This window comes from Streptococcus sp. Marseille-P7375 (assembly GCF_902460365.1).
GTDB classification, from domain to species: Bacteria; Bacillota; Bacilli; order Lactobacillales; family Streptococcaceae; genus Streptococcus; species Streptococcus cristatus_I.
In genome coordinates this window covers 459,855-478,462 of record NZ_CABPTR010000001.1, presented here as the reverse complement: position 1 = coordinate 478,462, position 18,608 = coordinate 459,855, and the positions used below count along the sequence as shown (strand labels likewise).

At 41.9% G+C, this 18,608-nt stretch carries 20 protein-coding genes; 8 read left to right on the top strand and 12 right to left on the bottom strand.

Annotated features, from left to right (window positions below):
* Positions 1-100: 100 nt before the first annotated feature.
* From murB to FZ954_RS02440, 3 genes are all read right to left on the bottom strand, one after another.
* Positions 101-1,003, bottom strand: coding sequence for a UDP-N-acetylmuramate dehydrogenase (murB, locus tag FZ954_RS02450; RefSeq protein ID WP_148876750.1), 903 nt, complete (start codon positions 1,001-1,003; stop codon positions 101-103).
* Positions 1,004-1,168: 165 nt separating this feature from the next.
* Positions 1,169-2,035 carry a homoserine kinase gene (thrB, locus tag FZ954_RS02445; protein ID WP_148876747.1) on the bottom strand — a complete coding sequence of 289 codons (867 nt, stop codon included), beginning with the start codon at positions 2,033-2,035 and terminating at the stop codon, positions 1,169-1,171.
* 1 nt (position 2,036) lies between these two features.
* The gene (locus tag FZ954_RS02440) at positions 2,037-3,323 is read right to left on the bottom strand and encodes a homoserine dehydrogenase (RefSeq protein ID WP_125390584.1); all 1,287 of its coding nucleotides are present in this window, start codon (positions 3,321-3,323) and stop codon (positions 2,037-2,039) included.
* 132 nt (positions 3,324-3,455) lie between these two features.
* Between FZ954_RS02440 and FZ954_RS02435 the strand changes: the two genes are divergently transcribed.
* Entirely contained in the window at positions 3,456-4,388 is a 933-nt protein-coding gene (locus tag FZ954_RS02435; protein WP_125373024.1) for a polysaccharide deacetylase family protein, read from the top strand.
* A gap of 100 nt (positions 4,389-4,488) precedes the next feature.
* Here the strand turns inward: FZ954_RS02435 and FZ954_RS02430 are convergent, their stop codons facing one another.
* The 8 genes from FZ954_RS02430 to FZ954_RS02395 form a co-directional block, all read right to left on the bottom strand.
* The gene (locus FZ954_RS02430) at positions 4,489-5,445 is read right to left on the bottom strand and encodes an ABC transporter permease (protein WP_148876743.1); all 957 of its coding nucleotides are present in this window, start codon (positions 5,443-5,445) and stop codon (positions 4,489-4,491) included.
* A 1-nt stretch (position 5,446) separates the two neighbouring features.
* Positions 5,447-6,541: an ABC transporter permease gene (locus FZ954_RS02425; protein ID WP_061422956.1), complete on the bottom strand. Its 1,095-nt coding sequence runs from the start codon at positions 6,539-6,541 to the stop codon at positions 5,447-5,449.
* Positions 6,542-6,554: 13 nt separating this feature from the next.
* Complete coding sequence (locus FZ954_RS02420; RefSeq protein WP_125404493.1) at positions 6,555-8,069, bottom strand: ABC transporter ATP-binding protein; 1,515 nt, start codon at positions 8,067-8,069, stop codon at positions 6,555-6,557.
* A 136-nt stretch (positions 8,070-8,205) separates the two neighbouring features.
* Positions 8,206-9,261: a BMP family protein gene (locus tag FZ954_RS02415; RefSeq protein WP_005590144.1), complete on the bottom strand. Its 1,056-nt coding sequence runs from the start codon at positions 9,259-9,261 to the stop codon at positions 8,206-8,208.
* A gap of 71 nt (positions 9,262-9,332) precedes the next feature.
* A complete protein-coding gene (locus tag FZ954_RS02410) occupies positions 9,333-9,722 on the bottom strand; it encodes a cytidine deaminase (protein ID WP_015604783.1) in 390 nt (129 codons plus the stop codon).
* Positions 9,709-10,371, bottom strand: coding sequence for a deoxyribose-phosphate aldolase (gene deoC / locus FZ954_RS02405; RefSeq protein WP_148876740.1), 663 nt, complete (start codon positions 10,369-10,371; stop codon positions 9,709-9,711). Before deoC ends, FZ954_RS02410 begins: the two co-directional genes overlap by 14 nt.
* A 17-nt stretch (positions 10,372-10,388) precedes the next feature.
* Positions 10,389-11,666: a pyrimidine-nucleoside phosphorylase gene (locus FZ954_RS02400; protein WP_148876738.1), complete on the bottom strand. Its 1,278-nt coding sequence runs from the start codon at positions 11,664-11,666 to the stop codon at positions 10,389-10,391.
* A 2-nt stretch (positions 11,667-11,668) separates the two neighbouring features.
* Complete coding sequence (locus FZ954_RS02395) at positions 11,669-12,256, bottom strand: class I SAM-dependent methyltransferase (protein WP_148876735.1); 588 nt, start codon at positions 12,254-12,256, stop codon at positions 11,669-11,671.
* Between the two features lie 93 nt (positions 12,257-12,349).
* Between FZ954_RS02395 and coaA the strand changes: the two genes are divergently transcribed.
* The 4 genes from coaA (at position 12,350) to FZ954_RS02375 (ending at position 15,193) form a co-directional block, all read left to right on the top strand.
* A complete protein-coding gene (gene coaA / locus FZ954_RS02390; RefSeq protein WP_148876731.1) occupies positions 12,350-13,270 on the top strand; it encodes a type I pantothenate kinase in 921 nt (306 codons plus the stop codon).
* A 70-nt stretch (positions 13,271-13,340) separates the two neighbouring features.
* The gene (rpsT, locus tag FZ954_RS02385; RefSeq protein ID WP_001274000.1) at positions 13,341-13,577 is read left to right on the top strand and encodes a 30S ribosomal protein S20; all 237 of its coding nucleotides are present in this window, start codon (positions 13,341-13,343) and stop codon (positions 13,575-13,577) included.
* Positions 13,578-13,644: 67 nt separating this feature from the next.
* A complete protein-coding gene (locus FZ954_RS02380; protein WP_148876728.1) occupies positions 13,645-14,163 on the top strand; it encodes a DNA topology modulation protein in 519 nt (172 codons plus the stop codon).
* 301 nt (positions 14,164-14,464) lie between these two features.
* Entirely contained in the window at positions 14,465-15,193 is a 729-nt protein-coding gene (locus FZ954_RS02375) for a TraX family protein (RefSeq protein WP_148876724.1), read from the top strand.
* Between the two features lie 244 nt (positions 15,194-15,437).
* Here the strand turns inward: FZ954_RS02375 and yaaA are convergent, their stop codons facing one another.
* Positions 15,438-16,166 (bottom strand): peroxide stress protein YaaA, encoded by a 729-nt coding sequence (gene yaaA, locus FZ954_RS02370; protein ID WP_148876722.1) that lies wholly within the window; start codon positions 16,164-16,166, stop codon positions 15,438-15,440.
* 155 nt (positions 16,167-16,321) lie between these two features.
* On the opposite strand from yaaA, the gene FZ954_RS02365 reads away from it, so the two are divergent.
* From FZ954_RS02365 to FZ954_RS02350, 3 genes are all read left to right on the top strand, one after another.
* On the top strand, positions 16,322-16,783 hold the full coding sequence (locus FZ954_RS02365; RefSeq protein ID WP_187423311.1) for a DUF1836 domain-containing protein: 462 nt from the start codon (positions 16,322-16,324) through the stop codon (positions 16,781-16,783).
* Complete coding sequence (locus FZ954_RS02360; protein WP_048791816.1) at positions 16,767-17,414, top strand: hemolysin III family protein; 648 nt, start codon at positions 16,767-16,769, stop codon at positions 17,412-17,414. Before FZ954_RS02365 ends, FZ954_RS02360 begins: the two co-directional genes overlap by 17 nt.
* Before the next feature lie 343 nt (positions 17,415-17,757).
* The gene (locus FZ954_RS02350) at positions 17,758-18,516 is read left to right on the top strand and encodes a CPBP family intramembrane glutamic endopeptidase (protein ID WP_222861942.1); all 759 of its coding nucleotides are present in this window, start codon (positions 17,758-17,760) and stop codon (positions 18,514-18,516) included.
* Positions 18,517-18,608: the final 92 nt, after the last annotated feature.

Genomic DNA, 18,608 nt, shown 5'->3' with positions numbered 1-18,608 from the left:
CCTTTACTAATGACACATGGATATTGGCTATCCCAAATACTGGACAAACTTAGAAACTAGAAATTATCAGAAAGCAGTCAGACACTTACATATCAGACTCTTATTCTTCTCCAATAATTCGAACTTCTCTTTCCAGAGTGACACCTGAATGCTCTTTGACGGTTTTAATGACATGAGCAATCAACTTTTCATAATCGCTAGCTGTACCATGATCGACGTTAATCATGAAACCAGCATGCTTTTCTGAAACCTCTACACCACCGATTCGATAGCCTTTTAAACCGGCCTCACTGATGAGCTGACCAGCAAAATGTCCCAGAGGACGCTTAAAGACAGACCCACATGATGGGTATTCCAAAGGCTGCTTGAGTTCACGCAGATAGGTCAGACGTTCCATTTCCTGATGAATGTTTTGGTGGACACCTGGTGCCAGACCAAACTTAGCTGAAATAACAATGTCACCTGTTTCTTGAATGAGTGAATGACGATAGCCAAAGCGCATATCACGCGCATCCAAGGTCTTTATTTCTCCTTTAGGTGTCAAGACCTTGCAGGAAACGAGCACATGAGCAATTTCTCCGCCATAAGCGCCAGCATTCATAAAGACAGCACCGCCGACACTACCCGGGATGCCACAGGCAAATTCAAAGCCAGTCAAACTATGATGCAGGGCAATACGAGTAGTCTGAGTTAGATTGGCACCGGCTTCTGCCTCAATTGTATAGCCATCTACTGCTACGTTATTTAGCTTGTCAAACATGATGACAAAGCCTCGAATACCGCCATCTCGAACAATAATGTTACTTGAATTCCCAAGCACCAACCAAGGAATATTTTCACGATTGGCCAATTTGACAACCCGCGCCAACTCATAACGGTTGCGTGGAAAAACTAAGAAATCGGCAGCTCCGCCCACCTTTGTGTAAGTGTATTGACTCAAAGGTTCATTGAAACGGATGTCGATTCCTTCTAATTCCGCAGAAAATTTTTCTAGGTTTTGCATGACTCACTCTCTTTTTTACAAATTACACTCTATTATATCAAAATTAAATGATATTTACGATAGACTGAGGGAAATAAAGATTCTTTTTCAAAACAAAAAGAAAGAGGAGAACGAAGATTGTAGACCAACACTGCGTCCACAAGTTCGTCATCCTCAAACTCTCTTCTATTTTTCTACACGTACACCCTGAGTATCGACTTGCAACTGGAAGACTTGTCCATCAAGGCCTTGTTCCTTAATTTGCTGATAAATCTGCTCAGCCTTGTCTTTCGGAGATAAAACCATGACAGTCGGACCAGCTCCAGAGATATAAGTCGCAAAAGCGCCCTGTTTTCTGGCTAAGAATTTAATATCAGAAAATTCTTTGATAAGCGGCTGACGATATCTCTCATGGAAACGATCGGATTCGATAGCACGACCAGCTGTTTTCATATCGCCTTTTAAGAGCGCTGCAACAGCGACATTGGCTACGGAGCTTGCTGCAACAGCGACATTGTATGAAAGGCGATTAGGCAAGACACGGCGGCTTTCAACTGTTCTCAACTCATAATCGGGAATAAAAGCGATAAAGCTGACCTCTGGGAAATCTGACACGACAGCTGAAACTTGATTTTGGAAAGAGCTTGCAATCACTAGATTTCCATAAATTGCTGGTGCCACATTGTCAGGATGCCCTTCGATTTTTGTCGCAATTTTTAGCTTTTCATGATCCGATAAGTTCAGATTTGCTAACTGATTAGCCAGTTCAATCCCTGCAACGATAACAGAGCTGGAAGAGCCAAGACCGCGCGCCAAAGGAACATCGCTGGTCATTTTTAAGCGATGAGGCTGAAGGTCTGGAGCCAATTGCAGGGCAATCTTGATTAGTAAATTCCGTTTATCCGTTGGAATTCGAGGATTGAGATCATGCTCAATAACCCACTCCTGACTTTCTTCCAAGACTTCGATTTCTAGATATTTGGAGACTGCGACACCAACTGAGTCAAAACCAGGTCCGATATTGGCACTGGTTGCTGGTACAATAATTTTCATCTTATTCTCCTAATACTTTAAAGGTATTGAGCAATTCGAACTCTGGTACCTCACGGAGCTTGGCAACGACATTTTCTAGCTGTGTCTTGCTGACAGCATGTGTGATGATGACTACACGAGCAGTTTCACCATCTGTACCTTCTTGCAGAATTTGCTTGAAGGAAACTTCTTCAGCATTGAAGATTTCAGCCAAATGCAAGACTTGACCTTTGGCATCTGGAGCCAAGATAGAGAAATAATAGTTGCTCTTAACATCCTCAGGTTTAGCCAAAACAAGCTCGCGACTAAATTCATTGAAGGCTTTGCCAATCGTGCCTTCATTTAGGCGACGGACGATGCGGACGATATCTGCAACGACACTGGTCGCAGTTGGTTTTTGGCCTGCCCCTGGACCGTAATACATGGATTCTCCAATACCGATTGACTCGACAAAGACCGCATTCATTACGCCGTTTACGCTAGCTAGCGGATGCGCTTTTGGCAAGAAAGTCGGTGTTACTTCCGCAGCGATTCCTGATGGTGTTTCCTCAATTGAACCAACTAATTTCACTACATAGCCCAAATCTTGAGCAACAGCGACATCTTCTGGCGTGATGTTGCGAATACCTTGGTGACTGACATCTTCAAACTTGATGTTCATACCGAAAGCAAATTGGCTGAGAATGACCATTTTATAGGCTGCGTCAATTCCATCAACGTCGTTAGTCGGATCGCTTTCAGCAAATCCTAAACGTTGCGCTTCCGCAAGAGCATCCTCGTAAGACCAACCTTCTTCTACCATCTTGGTCATCATGAAGTTAGATGTTCCATTGACCACACCCAAAACGCGAGTAATCTTGTCAGATGCCAATGAATTAACCAAGGTGCGCAAAATTGGGATACCGCCTGCAACAGCTGCTTCATAGTAGAGAGCAACGCCATTTTTCTTAGCAATGTCTAACAATTCAGAACCATGAACTGCCAGCAAGTCTTTGTTAGCTGTCACCACATGCTTACCTGCTTCAAGTGCACGTGTGATAAAGGTTTTAGCTGGTTCAATCCGTCCCATCAGCTCCACTACAATCGCAATTTCGCCGTCATTTAAGATTTCATCTACATTAGTTACAAAATTGTAATCATTTCCAGCTGCCAAAAGACGCTCTTTTTCAGCATCATCCTTGACCAAAACTTTAGCAACTTCAATCTCAGAATGAGCAGCCTGAACAATCTTTTCTCCATTTTCTTTCAACAAGAAAGGAACACCACTAGCAACTGTTCCAAAACCAAGTAAAGCAATTTTAATAGACATGAGGAACTCCTTGAATATTTCTTATATAAAAAACATTATAACAAAAATATATAGAAATGCCTACAAATCTATTTGTATATTTGTTATAATGTAAGTAAAAATTTTAAACTCATGAGATTAGAAGGAGATACCATGACCGATAAACACATTGGAAGACGCATGCAAAGACATAAAGCTAAGAAAAAGGCATTCCTTTTTTCTATTATCAATCTTTTCTTGCTCCTTGCCCTAATCGTAGGCGGAATTTATCTTTGGAAGACTCAGTTCTCTCCTAGCAAACAATCCTCTGCAGGCAACCAAACTGTGCAATCCACCTCCAAGCCAGACTCTACCTCAACAAATGAAGAAGCTTCAAAAATAAAGTGGGTAAAACAGGACGAACCTGTTAAGATTCCAATTTTAATGTACCATGCGATCCATGTAATGGATCCCTCTGAGGCAGCCAATGCTGGTTTGATTGTAGATCCAACTACTTTTGAAAGCCATTTGCAGGCTCTGAAAGAAGCTGGTTACTATACATTAACCCCAGATGAAGCTTACAAAGCTTTGACAGAGAATGTCCTACCTGAAAATAAAAAAGTAGTCTGGCTGACCTTTGATGATAGTTTGAAAGACTTTTATACCAATGCCTTCCCGCTACTTCAAAAGTACCAGATGAAGGCAACCAACAATGTCATTACTGGATTTGTCCAAGCTGGCCGTGAAGATATGCTGACGCTGGATGAGATCAAAGAAATGAAGGAAAAGGGTATGTCCTTTGAAGACCATACCGTCAACCACCCTGATCTATCAACTGCTACTGCTGATCAACAAACCCTTGAACTACGTGATTCTAAAGCCTTTTTAGACGACAATCTCTCACAAACAACCACGACTGTTGCTTATCCATCAGGCCGCTATAGTGATGCGACCTTGCAGATTGCTGAAAGTCTGGGCTATAAGATGGGATTGACGACCAATAACGGTTTAGCTTCTCTATCCAACGGTTTACTCTCACTCAATCGTGTTCGAGTGAACCCAACTACTACTGCAGAAGATTTATTAAACGAAATCGCTACAAATTAATCTTAGAAAGCTTGCTTCAGATAAAGCAGGCTTTTTCTATTTCCGATAGCAACTTTTTCCAATCACAAAAAAACCAGTTCCAAAGAACTGGTGTAAAAAATTATTTAGACTTGATATAGTTGATACCGTCTGCTTTCGGAGCAACAGCTTTACCAAAGAAGACTGCAAGAACCACAATCGTCAAGACATATGGCGCAATCTGTAGATAAACCGTTGGCACTTTTGAAAGAAGAGGCAACTGGTTTCCGATAACGGCCAAACTTTGAGAAGCTCCAAAGAAGAGACTTGCCAACATAGCACCGATAGGGCTCCATTTACCAAAGATCATAGCTGCCAAGGCGATAAATCCTGGACCTATGATAGTTGTCACAGCAAAGTTAACGGAGATCGACTGAGCATAGATAGCCCCACCAATACCACCAAGCAGACCAGAAATCATAACACCGCAATAGCGCATGAGATAAACATTGATTCCTAGTGTATCTGCTGCCTGCGGATGTTCTCCAACTGAGCGAAGACGCAATCCAAATTTTGTCTTAAACATGATAAACCAAGCAAGGAAAGAGAAGGTAATGGCCAAATATCCCATCAGACTTGTATGTTTGAAGAATATATCTCCTATAACCGGAATATCAGACAAAATAGGAAAATTAAATTTACCAAATGAACGCTGAATATTGTCTGTTTGCCCCTTGTTGTAGATAGCTTTAACAAGGAAGACTGCCAAGGCTGGTGCTAATAAGTTTAGAACCGTACCACTAACAACGTGGTCTGCACGGAAGTTAATGGTTGCTACAGCATGGATAAGTGAGAAGAGCACTCCGACTAAACCAGCAGCAATCAAGGAGAGCCACGGAGTCAAGCTGCCAAAACTACTTTCGAAAGTCAGGTTAAAGAGAACGCCTGTAAATGCCCCCATTACCATGATCCCTTCCAAACCGACATTGACGACTCCAGCATGCTCCGAATAAGCTCCACCGATACTTGTGAAAATCAAGGGAGCCGCATAAATCAGCATAGATGATACTAATAAACCTAATATCGTTACAATACTCATCCTAGTTTCCCCCTTTCACTTTACCAGCTTCTTGCTTACGGTTTTTAAATAATTCAAAGACTGTCTTACCAGTCAGACGCTCAATCAGGTAATGGGCGCTGACAAAGAAGATAATCGAAGCTGTTACAATATTGACCAATTCTGTCGGAATCTGAGCCACGTTCATACCTGGCGCACCGACACTTAAAACTGCAAAGAGGAAAGCCGCAAAAAGGATACCAACTGGAGAATTGGCTGCTAAAAGGCTAACCGCCATACCATTAAAACCAACGCTCAATGAACTTCCTTGCACAAAGACATTCTGATAAGTACCCAATCCTTCTACGACTCCTCCAAGTCCTGCAAGGGCTCCAGAAATAATCATAGACAAAATAATGGTCCGTTTAGAAGACATCCCTGCGTATTCAGATGCATTCGGGTTCAGCCCTACAGCGCGGATTTCAAAGCCAAGCGTTGTTTTCTTCAGCATATACCAGATCAGCACAACTGCAATCAAAGCAAAGAAAATACCAATATTCATACGAGAGTTAGCTGTCAAACTTCTCAGCCATTCTGTTTGATAGATAGCATTAGCACCAACACGCTTACTAGAGTCAACACTCTGCATCACAGATTTTGGAAAGCTGCGGATAAAAGCATTTCCAACGAAGAGGACGATATAGTTCATCATAATCGTAACGATGACTTCACTCGTTCCTAAATAGGCACGCAGAACCCCTGGAATAGCACCAATGATCCCACCAGCCACTGCAGCAATGACTACAGTTGCTAGCAACATCAGAGGGCGAGGTAGGTCAGGGAAGGAAAGGGCAAACCAACCAGCTAGAATCCAACCAGCCAAGGCTTGGCCCGGAAGTCCGACATTGAAAAATCCAGCCCGACTAGCAACGGCAAAACCCAGACCAATGAGAACTAGAGGTCCCATCGCCCGAGAAATTTCACCCAAACTTCTCAAAGAACCGAATGCCGTTTTAAAGAGGGATTCATATCCCCAGATGGCATCATAGCCAAAGATAGCCATGACAATCGCTCCCAATAAAATCCCTAAAAGAACTGAGATTAAGGGAACTGCGATCTGCTGTGTTTTTTTAGACATTTGAATCTCCCTTCTAAATCTTACCACCAGCCATAAGAATACCAAGTTCTTGCTTATTAGTCTTCTCTGGAGTCACAATTCCTTGAATCTTGCCATCATGGATAACGGCGATTCTGTCAGAAAGATTGAGTATTTCATCTAGCTCAAAGCTGACAACAAGAACTGCCTTACCTTGAGTACGCTCCTCAATCAAGCGTTTATGGATATACTCAATTGCTCCGACATCAAGACCGCGGGTTGGCTGACTGACGATCAACAAATCAGGATCACGATCCACTTCCCGAGCAATGATAGCCTTCTGCTGGTTTCCTCCTGAGAGGGCTGAAGCAGGTACATACTCGCTAGCTGCCCGCACATCAAACTCTTTCATCAAATTGCACGCGTAAGAATAAATATTATTGTAGTTCAAGATGCCGTTTTTGCTGAGTGGTTCCTTGTAGTAAGTCTGCAAAGCAATATTTTCAGAAATGGACATCTGCAGCACCAAACCATCGCGATGGCGGTCTTCAGGTACGTGGCTGACCTTCATCTCTGTAATCTGACGTGGTTTCTTACCAATCACGGACTGATTCTTGATCAAAATATCGCCCGAGCTTGCTTTTCTAAGTCCTGTGATAGCTTGAATCAACTCTGTCTGACCATTACCGTCAATTCCTGCAATCCCAACAATCTCACCAGCACGAACATCCAGTGAAAGTCCCTTAACAGCTGGAACGCCGCGATTTTCTTCAACGACAAGATTCTTGATTGAAAGAACCGTCTCTTGCGGATTAGAAGGTTTCTTCTCAGTCTTGAAGGAAACAGCCCGTCCCACCATCATTTCCGCCAAATCTTGGTTGGTTGCACCAGCAATTTCAACTGTTTCGATCGATTTTCCTCGACGAATAACGGTCACTCGGTCAGAAACTGCACGAATCTCATCCAACTTATGGGTAATAAGAATGATAGACTTACCTTCCTTGACTAAGTTTTTCATGATTTTCATCAATTCATCAATCTCAGATGGTGTCAAAACAGCTGTTGGTTCGTCGAAGATGAGGATATCTGCACCACGGTAAAGGGTCTTCAGAATTTCAACCCGTTGTTGTGCTCCGACGGAAATGTCTTCAATCTTGGCAGATGGATCGACCGACAAACCATATTTCTTAGACAAACGCTTAATTTCTTGCGTAGCGCGTTTCAAGTCTAAGATACCATTTTTTGTAATCTCACTTCCAAGAATAATATTTTCAGCAACAGTGAAGGCTTCCACAAGCATAAAGTGCTGATGCACCATCCCGATACCAAGTGAGGCCGCCTTTGATGGAGAGTCCAGCTTAACTGGCTTTCCGTTTACTACAATCTCACCACTAGTCGGCTCAAGTAGGCCGGCCAACATATTCATCAAGGTTGACTTCCCGGCACCATTTTCTCCTAAAAGAGCGTGAATCTCACCTTTTCGGAGTTCCAAATTGATTTTATCATTGGCCACAAATTCACCAAAAATCTTGGTAATTTCTCGCATTTCAATGACATTTTCATGTGTCATGGCTCTTTCCTTTCCAGAATTTCATTTTATGTCGATATAACCTCCTCGGACTCCTATCCTAGTAGGCTTAACCAATGCAAAGGCGTCAGAATTTAAAAATGAGCGACCCTAGTAGGTCGGATCGCTCAACATTCAATTATTTATCAGGAACTGTAATGCTACCGTCAAGGATTTTAGCTTTCGCTTCTTCAACAGCTTTTTTAGCATCTTCAGAAAGGTTGGTTGTTGTCAAATCAACACCGCCGTCTTTCAAACCAAAGGTTGTAGTTTTACCACCTGGGAATTTACCTTTAGCTGTTTGGTTAGCAATGTCTTGGACAGTCTTACCAACTTGTTTCAAGCTTGATGCCAAAACAAAGTTAGATTCTTTACCATCTTTAGATTTGTATTTACCTTCTTCAGTTTGGTCACGGTCAACACCGAGTACCCAAACTTTTTCATTTTCATTTCTTGTTTCGTTGATTGACTTAGCTTCGTTAAATACTCCAGCACCAGTACCACCAGCTACTTGGTAAACAACATCCGCACCACCAGCATAGTGAGCAGCAGCAATTGTTTTACCTTTAGCTGCATCGCCGAATGAACCAGCATAGTCCACTTTAATCTTGATAGATGGATCAACTGATTTCACACCAGCTTCGAAACCTTTTTCAAAACGTGTGATAACTGTTCCTTCTATACCACCAATGAAACCAACTTGTTTTGTCTTAGTAGTTTTTGCAGCTGCAACACCAGCGAGGTAAGCTGCCTCATTATCTGCAAAGACTGCTGAAGCAACATTCTTTTGACCTTCAATCACATCGTCAATAATAACGTAGTTAATACTTGAATTATCTTTAGCAGCAGATTCAACGGCATCACGAAGGGCAAAACCGATACCAAATACTAAGTTGTAACCATCCGTAGCAGCTTGGTTTAGGTTGTTCGCGTATTGTGACTCGTCTGTTGACTGGAAGTAAGTATAGCCGTTATCTTTTGAAAGGCCATTTTCTTTCCCCCAAGCTTGCAAACCTTCCCATGCAGATTGGTTAAATGACTTATCATCAACACCACCTGTATCGGTTACGATAGCAGCTTTTAAATCAGTTTTAGCGTTAGAGCTATCTGATTTAGACGCACGATTCCCACATGCAGCAAGTCCGATTGCTGCGACAGACACTAGACCAAGACCTAGCCATTGTTTCTTGTTCATTTCTGAACCTCCTATATAAGATGTGCAACTTAGTTGCAAGTTTAATTTTGGTCAGTTGACCAGCAACAGACTCAAGTTAAGTCTGTAAAAGAGTATGGAAGTAACTCCTTGACCGTCATCACGACCGTCGATTTATCTTTAGCGACCAAGGTCACTGGTAAATCCTGATTAAAAAACTCTGCCATTACTTGGCGGCAGGCACCACACGGAGAGATCGGTTTTTCCGTTTCTCCGTAAACAATTAATTCCTCAAAGTCTAAAAAGCCTTCAGAAACAGCTTTAAAAATGGCTGTTCGCTCTGCACAATTGGTCAAGCCGAAACTAGCATTTTCGACATTGACACCTGTGAAAACTTGTCCATTTTTAGCTACTAAAACAGCTCCGACAGGGAAATGAGAGTATGGAACATAGGCATTCTTCGTGGTTTCTACAACTAAATCAATCAAATCAGTAGTCGCCATTAGCCACGTCTCCCTCCATAATCGCTACACCAGAGGATGCTCCAATGCGAGTCGCACCAGCTTTGATAAAGGCAAGTGCATCTTCGTAAGAACGGGCACCGCCAGAAGCCTTGACTCCCATATCTGGCCCAACTGTCTTACGCATCAAAGCTACATCCTCAACGGTTGCACCACCAGTTGAGAAACCAGTGGATGTCTTGACAAAATCCGCACCAGCTTTCTGAGCAATTTGACAAGCTTTCACTTTCTCATCATCTGTCAAGAGACAGGTCTCAATAATGACCTTGACCAAGGTTCCTTTGGCAGCTTCCACAACAGCTCGAATGTCTCTTTCAACTAAATCAAAGTTTCGAGACTTTAGAGCACCGATATTGATGACCATGTCGATTTCATTCGCTCCGTTTTGGATGGCATCACTCGTTTCAAAAGCCTTGAGCTCCGGAGTATTTGCTCCCAGAGGAAAACCAATGACCGTACAGACTTTAACATCTGTAGCTTTTAGTGCTTGCGCAGCAAAATTCACCCAAGTCGGATTGACACAGACGCTCGCAAAGTCGTATTTCTTTGCTTCCTCAATTAAGGTTTCAATCTGCTCCTGACTTGCATCAGCTTTCAAAAGCGTATGGTCAATGTATTTGTTTAATTTCATGTTGGATTCTCCTAAAATTAAGCGATCACTTCGACAATCTCGCTTACTGCAACGCTTTCACTACCTATTCTAACATTTTTTTGGAATTCTGTAACTAGTTCTTGAGAAATTTTTTCATTTGCGTAAATTTTTGCGACAATTTCCCCAATTTCGACTGTTTCTCCAACCTTCTTTTCGAACACAATTCCAGTTTCATAATCTAGTTTATCAGATTTGACTGCTCGGCCTGCTCCCAACCTCATCGCAAACAAACCAAATTCCATAGCTGGAAGCTCTGTAACAAAGCCAGATTGCTCTGCTCTCACTTCAGCCACATAAGCCGCCTGGGATGGTCGATACAAGTCCTCTAGATTTCCACCTTGAGCCGCGATCATCTCTTCAAATTTTTTCAAAGCCGCTCCATTTGTCAAATGCTCTCTAATTTCAGAAACTGACTTCTCAACATTAGCCAAATCAAGCATAATCCGAGCGAGCTCGCAGATGAACTCCGTAATATCTTCGCGTCCTTGTCCTTGAAGGATTTCCAGTGCTTCCAGGATTTCCAAACGATTACCAATGCTAGTTCCTAAAGGTTGACTCATATCGGTAATAACTGCAACTATTCTGCGTCCGACAGCCTTACCTAAATCTACCATGGTACGGGCTAGGACACGGGCATCCTCTAGATTTTTCATAAAGGCACCTTCACCGACGGTTACATCCAGCAAGATGCTGTCCGCACCAGCGGCGATTTTCTTGCTCATAACCGAACTGGCAATCAAAGGAATCGTATCAACTGTAGCGGTCACATCACGTAGAGCATAGAGAAGCTTGTCTGCCTTGACCAGCTGGTCTGACTGACCGATGACGGATACACCAATATCCTGAACCTGCTTGATGAAATCTTCCTGATTGCGCTCTACCTGATAACCCTTGACAGACTCGAGCTTGTCTATGGTACCGCCCGTGTGGCCTAAGCCTCGACCGCTCATCTTAGCAACGGGCACGCCAAAGCTGGCTACTAGGGGAGCCAAGATTAAGGTAACCTTATCTCCCACTCCACCAGTCGAATGCTTATCGACCTTAATCCCTGAAATAGCTGACAGGTCGAACTGCTGGCCTGTACCTACCATGGCCATGGTCAAATCAGAAATTTCCCGAGTAGTCATTCCTTTAAAGTAAACAGCCATGGCAAAGGCTGACATCTGGTAATCTGGCACTGTTCCGGCTACATACCCCTCAATCAGCCATTCGATCTCTTGATTGGACAATTCTAGTCCATCTCGTTTTTTTTGAATAATATCAACTGCCCGCATCTTTATTTCACACTCCTTAGGATATAATAACCTTTGTCCTTCTTGAGAGTCTCGCAGTTGCCAAACACTTCTTCCATCTTGGCTTTAGCACTAGGAGCTCCTTGTTTCTTTTGGATAACAATCGTCAAATCTCCATCCGCTAGTAAGTGATCATAGCTACCTGAAATAACCTCGTGCACCACCTGCTTACCGGCGCGAATCGGTGGATTGCTGATAATATGATGGAATTGTCTGGTCACCTGTTCGTAAACATTGGACTGGAAAATATCCGCAGATACTTGGTTCACATCTGCATTTTTTCTAGCCAAGTCTAACGCTCGCTGATTGATATCCACGAGAGTGACTTCTAGCTCTTGCGCTTTAGCTAGGGTCAAGCCCAGCGTCCCATAACCGCAGCCGACATCCAGCAGCCTTTCTTTTTTGTTAAATTCCAAGGCAGACAACAACACTCGACTGCCATAGTCGATCATTTTTTTGCTAAAGACACCAGCATCTGTTAAAAAGGTCATCTGTTGTCCTAATAGTTCCACTTTTAATTCATGAATGTCATGTTTGGCATCCGGATTTTCTGCAAAATACATTTTAGTCATAAAACCATTTTATCATAAATTTTCTAGATTTGTAAATCGTTTTCATTTCTCCAAAAGTATGTTATACTAAAATCCATCATATAGGAGTAACTTATGACTAACGAATTTCTTCATTTTGAAAAAATCAGCCGCCAAACTTGGCAGAATTTGCATCGAAAGAAAAATCCACCGCTCACTGAGTCCGAGCTCAATTCTATCAAAAGTTTCAATGACAAAATCAGTCTACAGGATGTAACAGATGTTTATCTACCTCTGACAAATCTCATTCAGATTTACAAACGTTCCAAAGAAGATCTCGCCTTTTCAAAAGGTATTTTTCTACAAAAGGAGAGTAAAAGACAGCCCTTTATCATCGGAGTATCTGGCAGTGTCGCCGTTGGAAAATCAACGATTAGCCGCCTATTACAAATCCTCCTGTCACGGACTTTTACAAATGCCACTGTTGAATTAGTGACGACAGATGGCTTTCTCTATCCTAATCAAACTTTGATTGAAACAGGTATCTTAAATCGCAAAGGCTTCCCTGAAAGCTATAATATGGAACTATTGCTGGACTTTTTAGACCGCATTAAAAATGGTCAAAACTATGAAATTCCCGTCTACTCACACGAAATTTATGATATTGTCCCGAATGAAAAACAGGAAATCAAGGCAGCTGACTTTGTCATCGTAGAAGGTATCAACGTTTTCCAAAATCCGCAAAATGAACGCCTTTACATGACTGACTTTTTCGATTTCTCTATCTACGTAGATGCCGAAGTCGAAAATATCGAGTCTTGGTATCTGGATCGTTTTAAAAAATTATTGGCACTAGCCAAGCATGACACGAATAACTACTACCATCGCTTTACGACCCAGCCTGAAGAAGAAGTCATGGCGCTGGCCCATAATATCTGGGAAACAATCAATCTGGTGAACCTATTAGACTATATTGAGCCAACTCGTAATAGGGCCGAAGTGATTTTGCACAAGGCTAAAAATCATGAAATTGACGAAATCTATCTAAAAAAATAATTTAGGCTTGTCAAATCACAACTTTTCATATATAATTAGATAGTTAGTATTTTCAATGGAGGTGAATAACTTGGCAAACATTAAGTCAGCTATCAAACGCGCTGAATTGAACGTTAAACAAAACGAAAAAAACTCAGCTCAAAAATCAGCTATGCGTACTGCAATCAAAGCATTTGAAGCAAACCCGTCTGAAGAACTTTTCCGTGCTGCTAGTTCAGCTATCGATAAAGCGGAAACAAAAGGTTTGATCCACAAAAACAAAGCAAGCCGCGATAAAGCACGTCTTTCAGCTAAACTTGCTAAATAATGCATCGCGCATACAAAGGAGCTCCACGGAGCTTTTTTTGTTGCTCACTATAATTAGGAGAATGTATATGAAGATTGCTATCATCGGCTACTCAGGCTCTGGCAAGTCAACCTTAGCCCAGCAGTTAGGCCACTTTCACCATATTCCTGTGCTTCATCTGGACACGATTCAGTTTGGAGAAAACTGGCGGACTCGTAGCCATGACCAAGTCAAGGCTGATTTAGCAGATTTCCTCAAGCGAGAACAATCCTGGGTCATCGATGGCAACTACTCTTGGTGTTTTTATGAAAGACGGATGAAAGAGGCTGACCAAATCATCTTTATGAACTTTTCTCGCTGGAACTGCCTCTATCGCGCCTTCAAACGCTACCTCAAATACCGAAATCAGGTGCGAGAGAGTATGGCTTCTGGCTGTACTGAAAAACTGGATTGGGAATTCATCCGCTGGATCCTTTGGGATGGCAGGACAAGAGAGACTAAAAATCTCTATCAAAAGGTTCGTCAGACCTATCCTGAAAAATTTATCGAATTGCAGAATCAAAAGCAATTATCAGACTATGTAAAAGAATCTGGGACAAAAGTCTAACCTTAAATATAAAAAGCGAACAAAACGGAGTTATCTGACACTCAGAATTCTGTCTTGTTCACTTTTTTGTCTAGTCTATCAATTTTAAAAATTTATAATAAAGAATCCCTAAAATCAAAATCTTTTTGTCCCAGCCTCGTTCAGTCTTATTTGTCAAGAAAAATCAGAAGTATTCATCAATGAGGTAAAAAGGTGAAATTCCAACTTACAAAATTGTAAGAAAAATGAGAGAAATGTAAGCTAAAGAAATGGAAAGAAGAAACTCTTTCTTGTATCATAGGAAAGGAAAAAGGAGAATCCTATGAAAAAAATGATTGACAATAGCAGTTTGAAACTGCTTGCTATGCTTGCAATGCTGATTGACCATATCGCCTGGGTATCTTTTCCACTTGCTACCAATATGAATATTCTCTCTACTAACTGGCTGGCCAATAGTATGCACATAATAGGCCGCCTGGCTTTTCCAGTCTTTGCCTTTTGTATTGTAGAAGGCTATCGGCACAGTCATGATGTGAGCAAGTATATGAGACGATTGGGGCTGCTAGCTCTTATCAGTATCATCCCTTTCTCTCTGATGGGCTGGGTTACTGGTCTTGGCTTTATCATGCAAAATACGGTTGTTACTCTCTTTTTGGGGCTCTGTGCTCTTTATTACAGTGATCAGCAAACAGCAACCTGGAGAAAAGTTCTAATTATTCTACTCTGTTTTACTCTGTCCATTATCGCTGACGGCGGACTGGCGGGAGGAGTTTTTGGTATCTATTCCTTTGCAAAGATTAAAGACCCAATCTTCCGAAAAATTGGCGGTGTCTTGGCACTGAACAGTGTGCAAATCCTAATTTTGGCCTTCAATTTCTCCTATGATGGTCTGGCTGATCTGGCTGCCACCTGTCTTCTGTTTCTCCTCGTGACCTCTTTCTACAACGGTCAAAAAGGAGCCAATATTGGAAAAGTATTTTACTGGTTTTATCCCCTTCATTTGCTCGCCCTGTCTCTGTTTCGAATTGCCTTTTTCTTATTTCTAATGTAGTTAATGAATGTATTAAAAGTTGCAGTAGAATACCTGTTAAGTTAATTTTTCTTTTGGTAAATCTAAATAATAGAGTAAAAGAGTTTGGGACAAAAATATTTCATTTTTAAAAATCTTAATTATTAAGCCCTTCAAATCTACAATTAAATGCGAAAAGCGAACAAAGCAGAATTCTGATTACCAGAAAACTAGTTTTGTTCGCTTTCTATATTTGAGGTCGGACTTTTGTCCCAGCCTCCTTTTCTTATTCTTCTTTTACAAAAGCCAATTCTTTAGCATCTGAAAGATCTGCTCGATAAGCAAAACCTGCAAAAGAGAGCTGTTTTATTTGCTCAAGAGTATCGACCTGCGCTTCCATCAAAGCAGTCAAAAACTGCCCACGCGCTTTTTTAGAAATAGTAGAATGACTTTTGAGTTTGCCAGATTTTTCTTCTAAAAACTTGAACCGAAGCATCTTCTCTCTGACTGATTTATCAAAAACATCCTCAAATTCACTAGACAAGAGAGAAAGCAGCATATCTTCATCCACTACCGCTTTTGTATACTCTTCCCGCCAAAATTTTTTCAGCGTTTGACCATTGGGCTTTAGCCCCACCAAAAAGTCCAGCCGGTGAGGAGCAATCGGGCTCGAGGCAGGAATGACCCCATATAGACTAGAAGTTAAAAGCAAATGGTCTTGAATGTAGGATTTCTCCTCTTGTGTCCAATCTTTTCGCTTGATATTGCGATACATAAGCCCATCAAATAAGTGCAAGGCTGGATAAGTCTCCGCTTCATTCTTGCTCAGATTTTGAATTCGCTGGTATTCTATTTCAGCCATTTGCGGACTGATTTTGTATAATTTTTCCAGCTCCGTGGCTGAGAATTGCAACAACTCTTCTATTATAGTTTTGCTTTTAGGTGTCAACTGGGAGCGCCCCAGCGAGCTCTGATTTTCATTCATTTCTTTGGCGGTCGGAATTAAAATCTTCATATTTTCCCTTTCTCATCTTGGATTCAGAGTCCATTTTCCTGTTTTCCTTACTCATGATTATAGCAAATTTTGGACTAATTGGATTTATTCTTGACTTTAATTTTCAAAAATGATAATATCTAGTTATCAAAACTAGATATTAGAAAGTTTGAAATTTGGAAACGAAAAATCTGTTCCCGAGATGGGATGAATTACCTGTTCTTGACCTGTATCTGGACCAAGTCCTGCTCTACGTCAACAAGGTCTGTAAGCCAGCTTTTACTGCATCTGACAAAGGTTTGACGGCATCTATGATCAATAATTATGTCAAGCATGCCTACCTTGAAAAACCTCTAAAGAAAAAATACAATCGCCAGCAAGTTGCCCGCTTGATTGCCATTACAAGCTTGAAAACTGTTTTTTCTATTCAAGATATTGCTGCTACTTTAGATATGCTCAATGCTGAGACCCAGTCTGAAAAGCTCTACAATGACTTTGTGGATTATATGAACGGACGGAAGCTTGAAGTGACTCCGATCATTGCCAGTGCCTGTCAGACCTTAAAACTCTACCAGCAAACCCTCGCCTTTATCCAAGTACCCGAAAAGGAGGCCGATAACGATGAACTACGCGCTTAAACTCAGTAAACAACTCTCTTTTGGAGAGGAAATTGCCAACGCTGTCACCCATGCCGTCGGAGCTGTTTTAATGCTGATTCTCCTGCCCATCTCTGCTATTTACAGTTATGAAGGGCATGGCCTCGTTTCTGCTGTTGGCACTTCTATCTTTGTCATTAGCCTTTTCCTCATGTTTCTTTCTTCTACCATTTACCACTCCATGTCCTATGGCTCTACCCACAAATACATCCTACGGATTATTGACCACTCCATGATCTATATCGCTATCGCGGGCAGCTATACGCCTGTCGTCCTTTCACTCATGAATGACTGGCGGGGCTATCTGATTATTGCGATTCAGTGGGGCACGACCATCTTCGGTATTCTCTACAAAATCTTTGCCAAAAAGGTCAATGAGAAATTTAGTCTAGCCCTCTATCTAATTATGGGCTGGCTGGTGATATTTATCATCCCGCAAATTATCGGACAAACTGGACCAGTGTTTTGGGGACTTATGCTAGCTGGCGGGCTTTGTTACACAGTCGGTGCTGGTTTTTATGCCAAAAAGAAGCCCTACTTCCACATGATTTGGCACCTCTTCATCCTTGCTGCCTCTGCCCTCCAGTACCTAGCGATTGTTTATTTCATGTGAGAGTGGGACAGAAATCGGTAATTCATTAGAATTCGATTTCGTCGTCCCACCTCCGCACAGTTGAATAGGGCTGTAAAAGCTGATGAAATCAGCGTAGTAGAGCCCACTCAACCATTGCGTCTTGCTCAACAATCCAAAGACAATTGAGAGGCTAGGACTTTTGTCCCAGCCTCTTCTCTATGATATAATGCAGCTCTTCAACTAAGCCTACAACTGATCTGCAAAATCTCCTCTCAAAAGCAGCAACTTTGAAAATAATAAAAATTTAAGCTTTTTCTGCTAAGATAAAGATAGAAAAGATGATCTCTGGAAAATGAAACTGCTAGTTATGGAAGGAAAACGAATGACTATTTTATCAAAAATCCGCCCATCACAGCCTCTGAAAGAGCTGAAATGGTTTGACATTCTTGTGATTACTCTGATCATGTTTGGTCAGTTCATCTACCGATCAACTGAGCTTTACCTAGCTAGCTTTGCACCAGCTTCTAGCGTAGGAGCGACCGAAATGGTGGCCAATACAGCTAGCGAAGGCGCAGCATTCTCAAGCAATTTCAGTCTTCAGCTCCTGATGCTGGTCTTGACCATTCTCTATCTTCTGTTGCGGCGCTTTGACTTTAAGCAGCTTCCCATCCGTCTGACCTGGTCGGTTCTCCTCTGGACTCCTCTTATTTTTGCCGCAGTAGGATTCTTTGGCGACATTGTGACGACACTGAGCGGCGAGTATAATTACTTTGATCCAACCCTCTGGTCCTATATAGATTTACTGGAAATCTTCCGGAAATTTGCTGAACTGACACCTATGGCCATCCTCTACGGACTTCTCAATGGTTTCTATGAGGAATTCTTCTTTCTGGGTCTTATGACCTCAGTCAAGGATAAGTATAAGTGGTGGGCACTGGCCTACTCTACCATCATTCGGATTTCTTTCCATACTTATCAAGGAATGCTCTGGGCCTTGGTTATCGGAGTGGTCTATGGTCTCTTCTACTATTTTCTTTACAAGTACAAGGTCAAGAACCTCCTGCCTTTCTTTCTCATGCACGCCTTGGCGGATATGTTTGGCTCCAGCTTGATGTATGTCTTGATTAACTGGCGTTCTTAAAAGGATAAAAATCAGCTGACATACAGTTTATGTCAGAAAACCATAAAATAATAGCAACTAAAAAGCTTAGAAGTAGGTAATCAAATCACCGT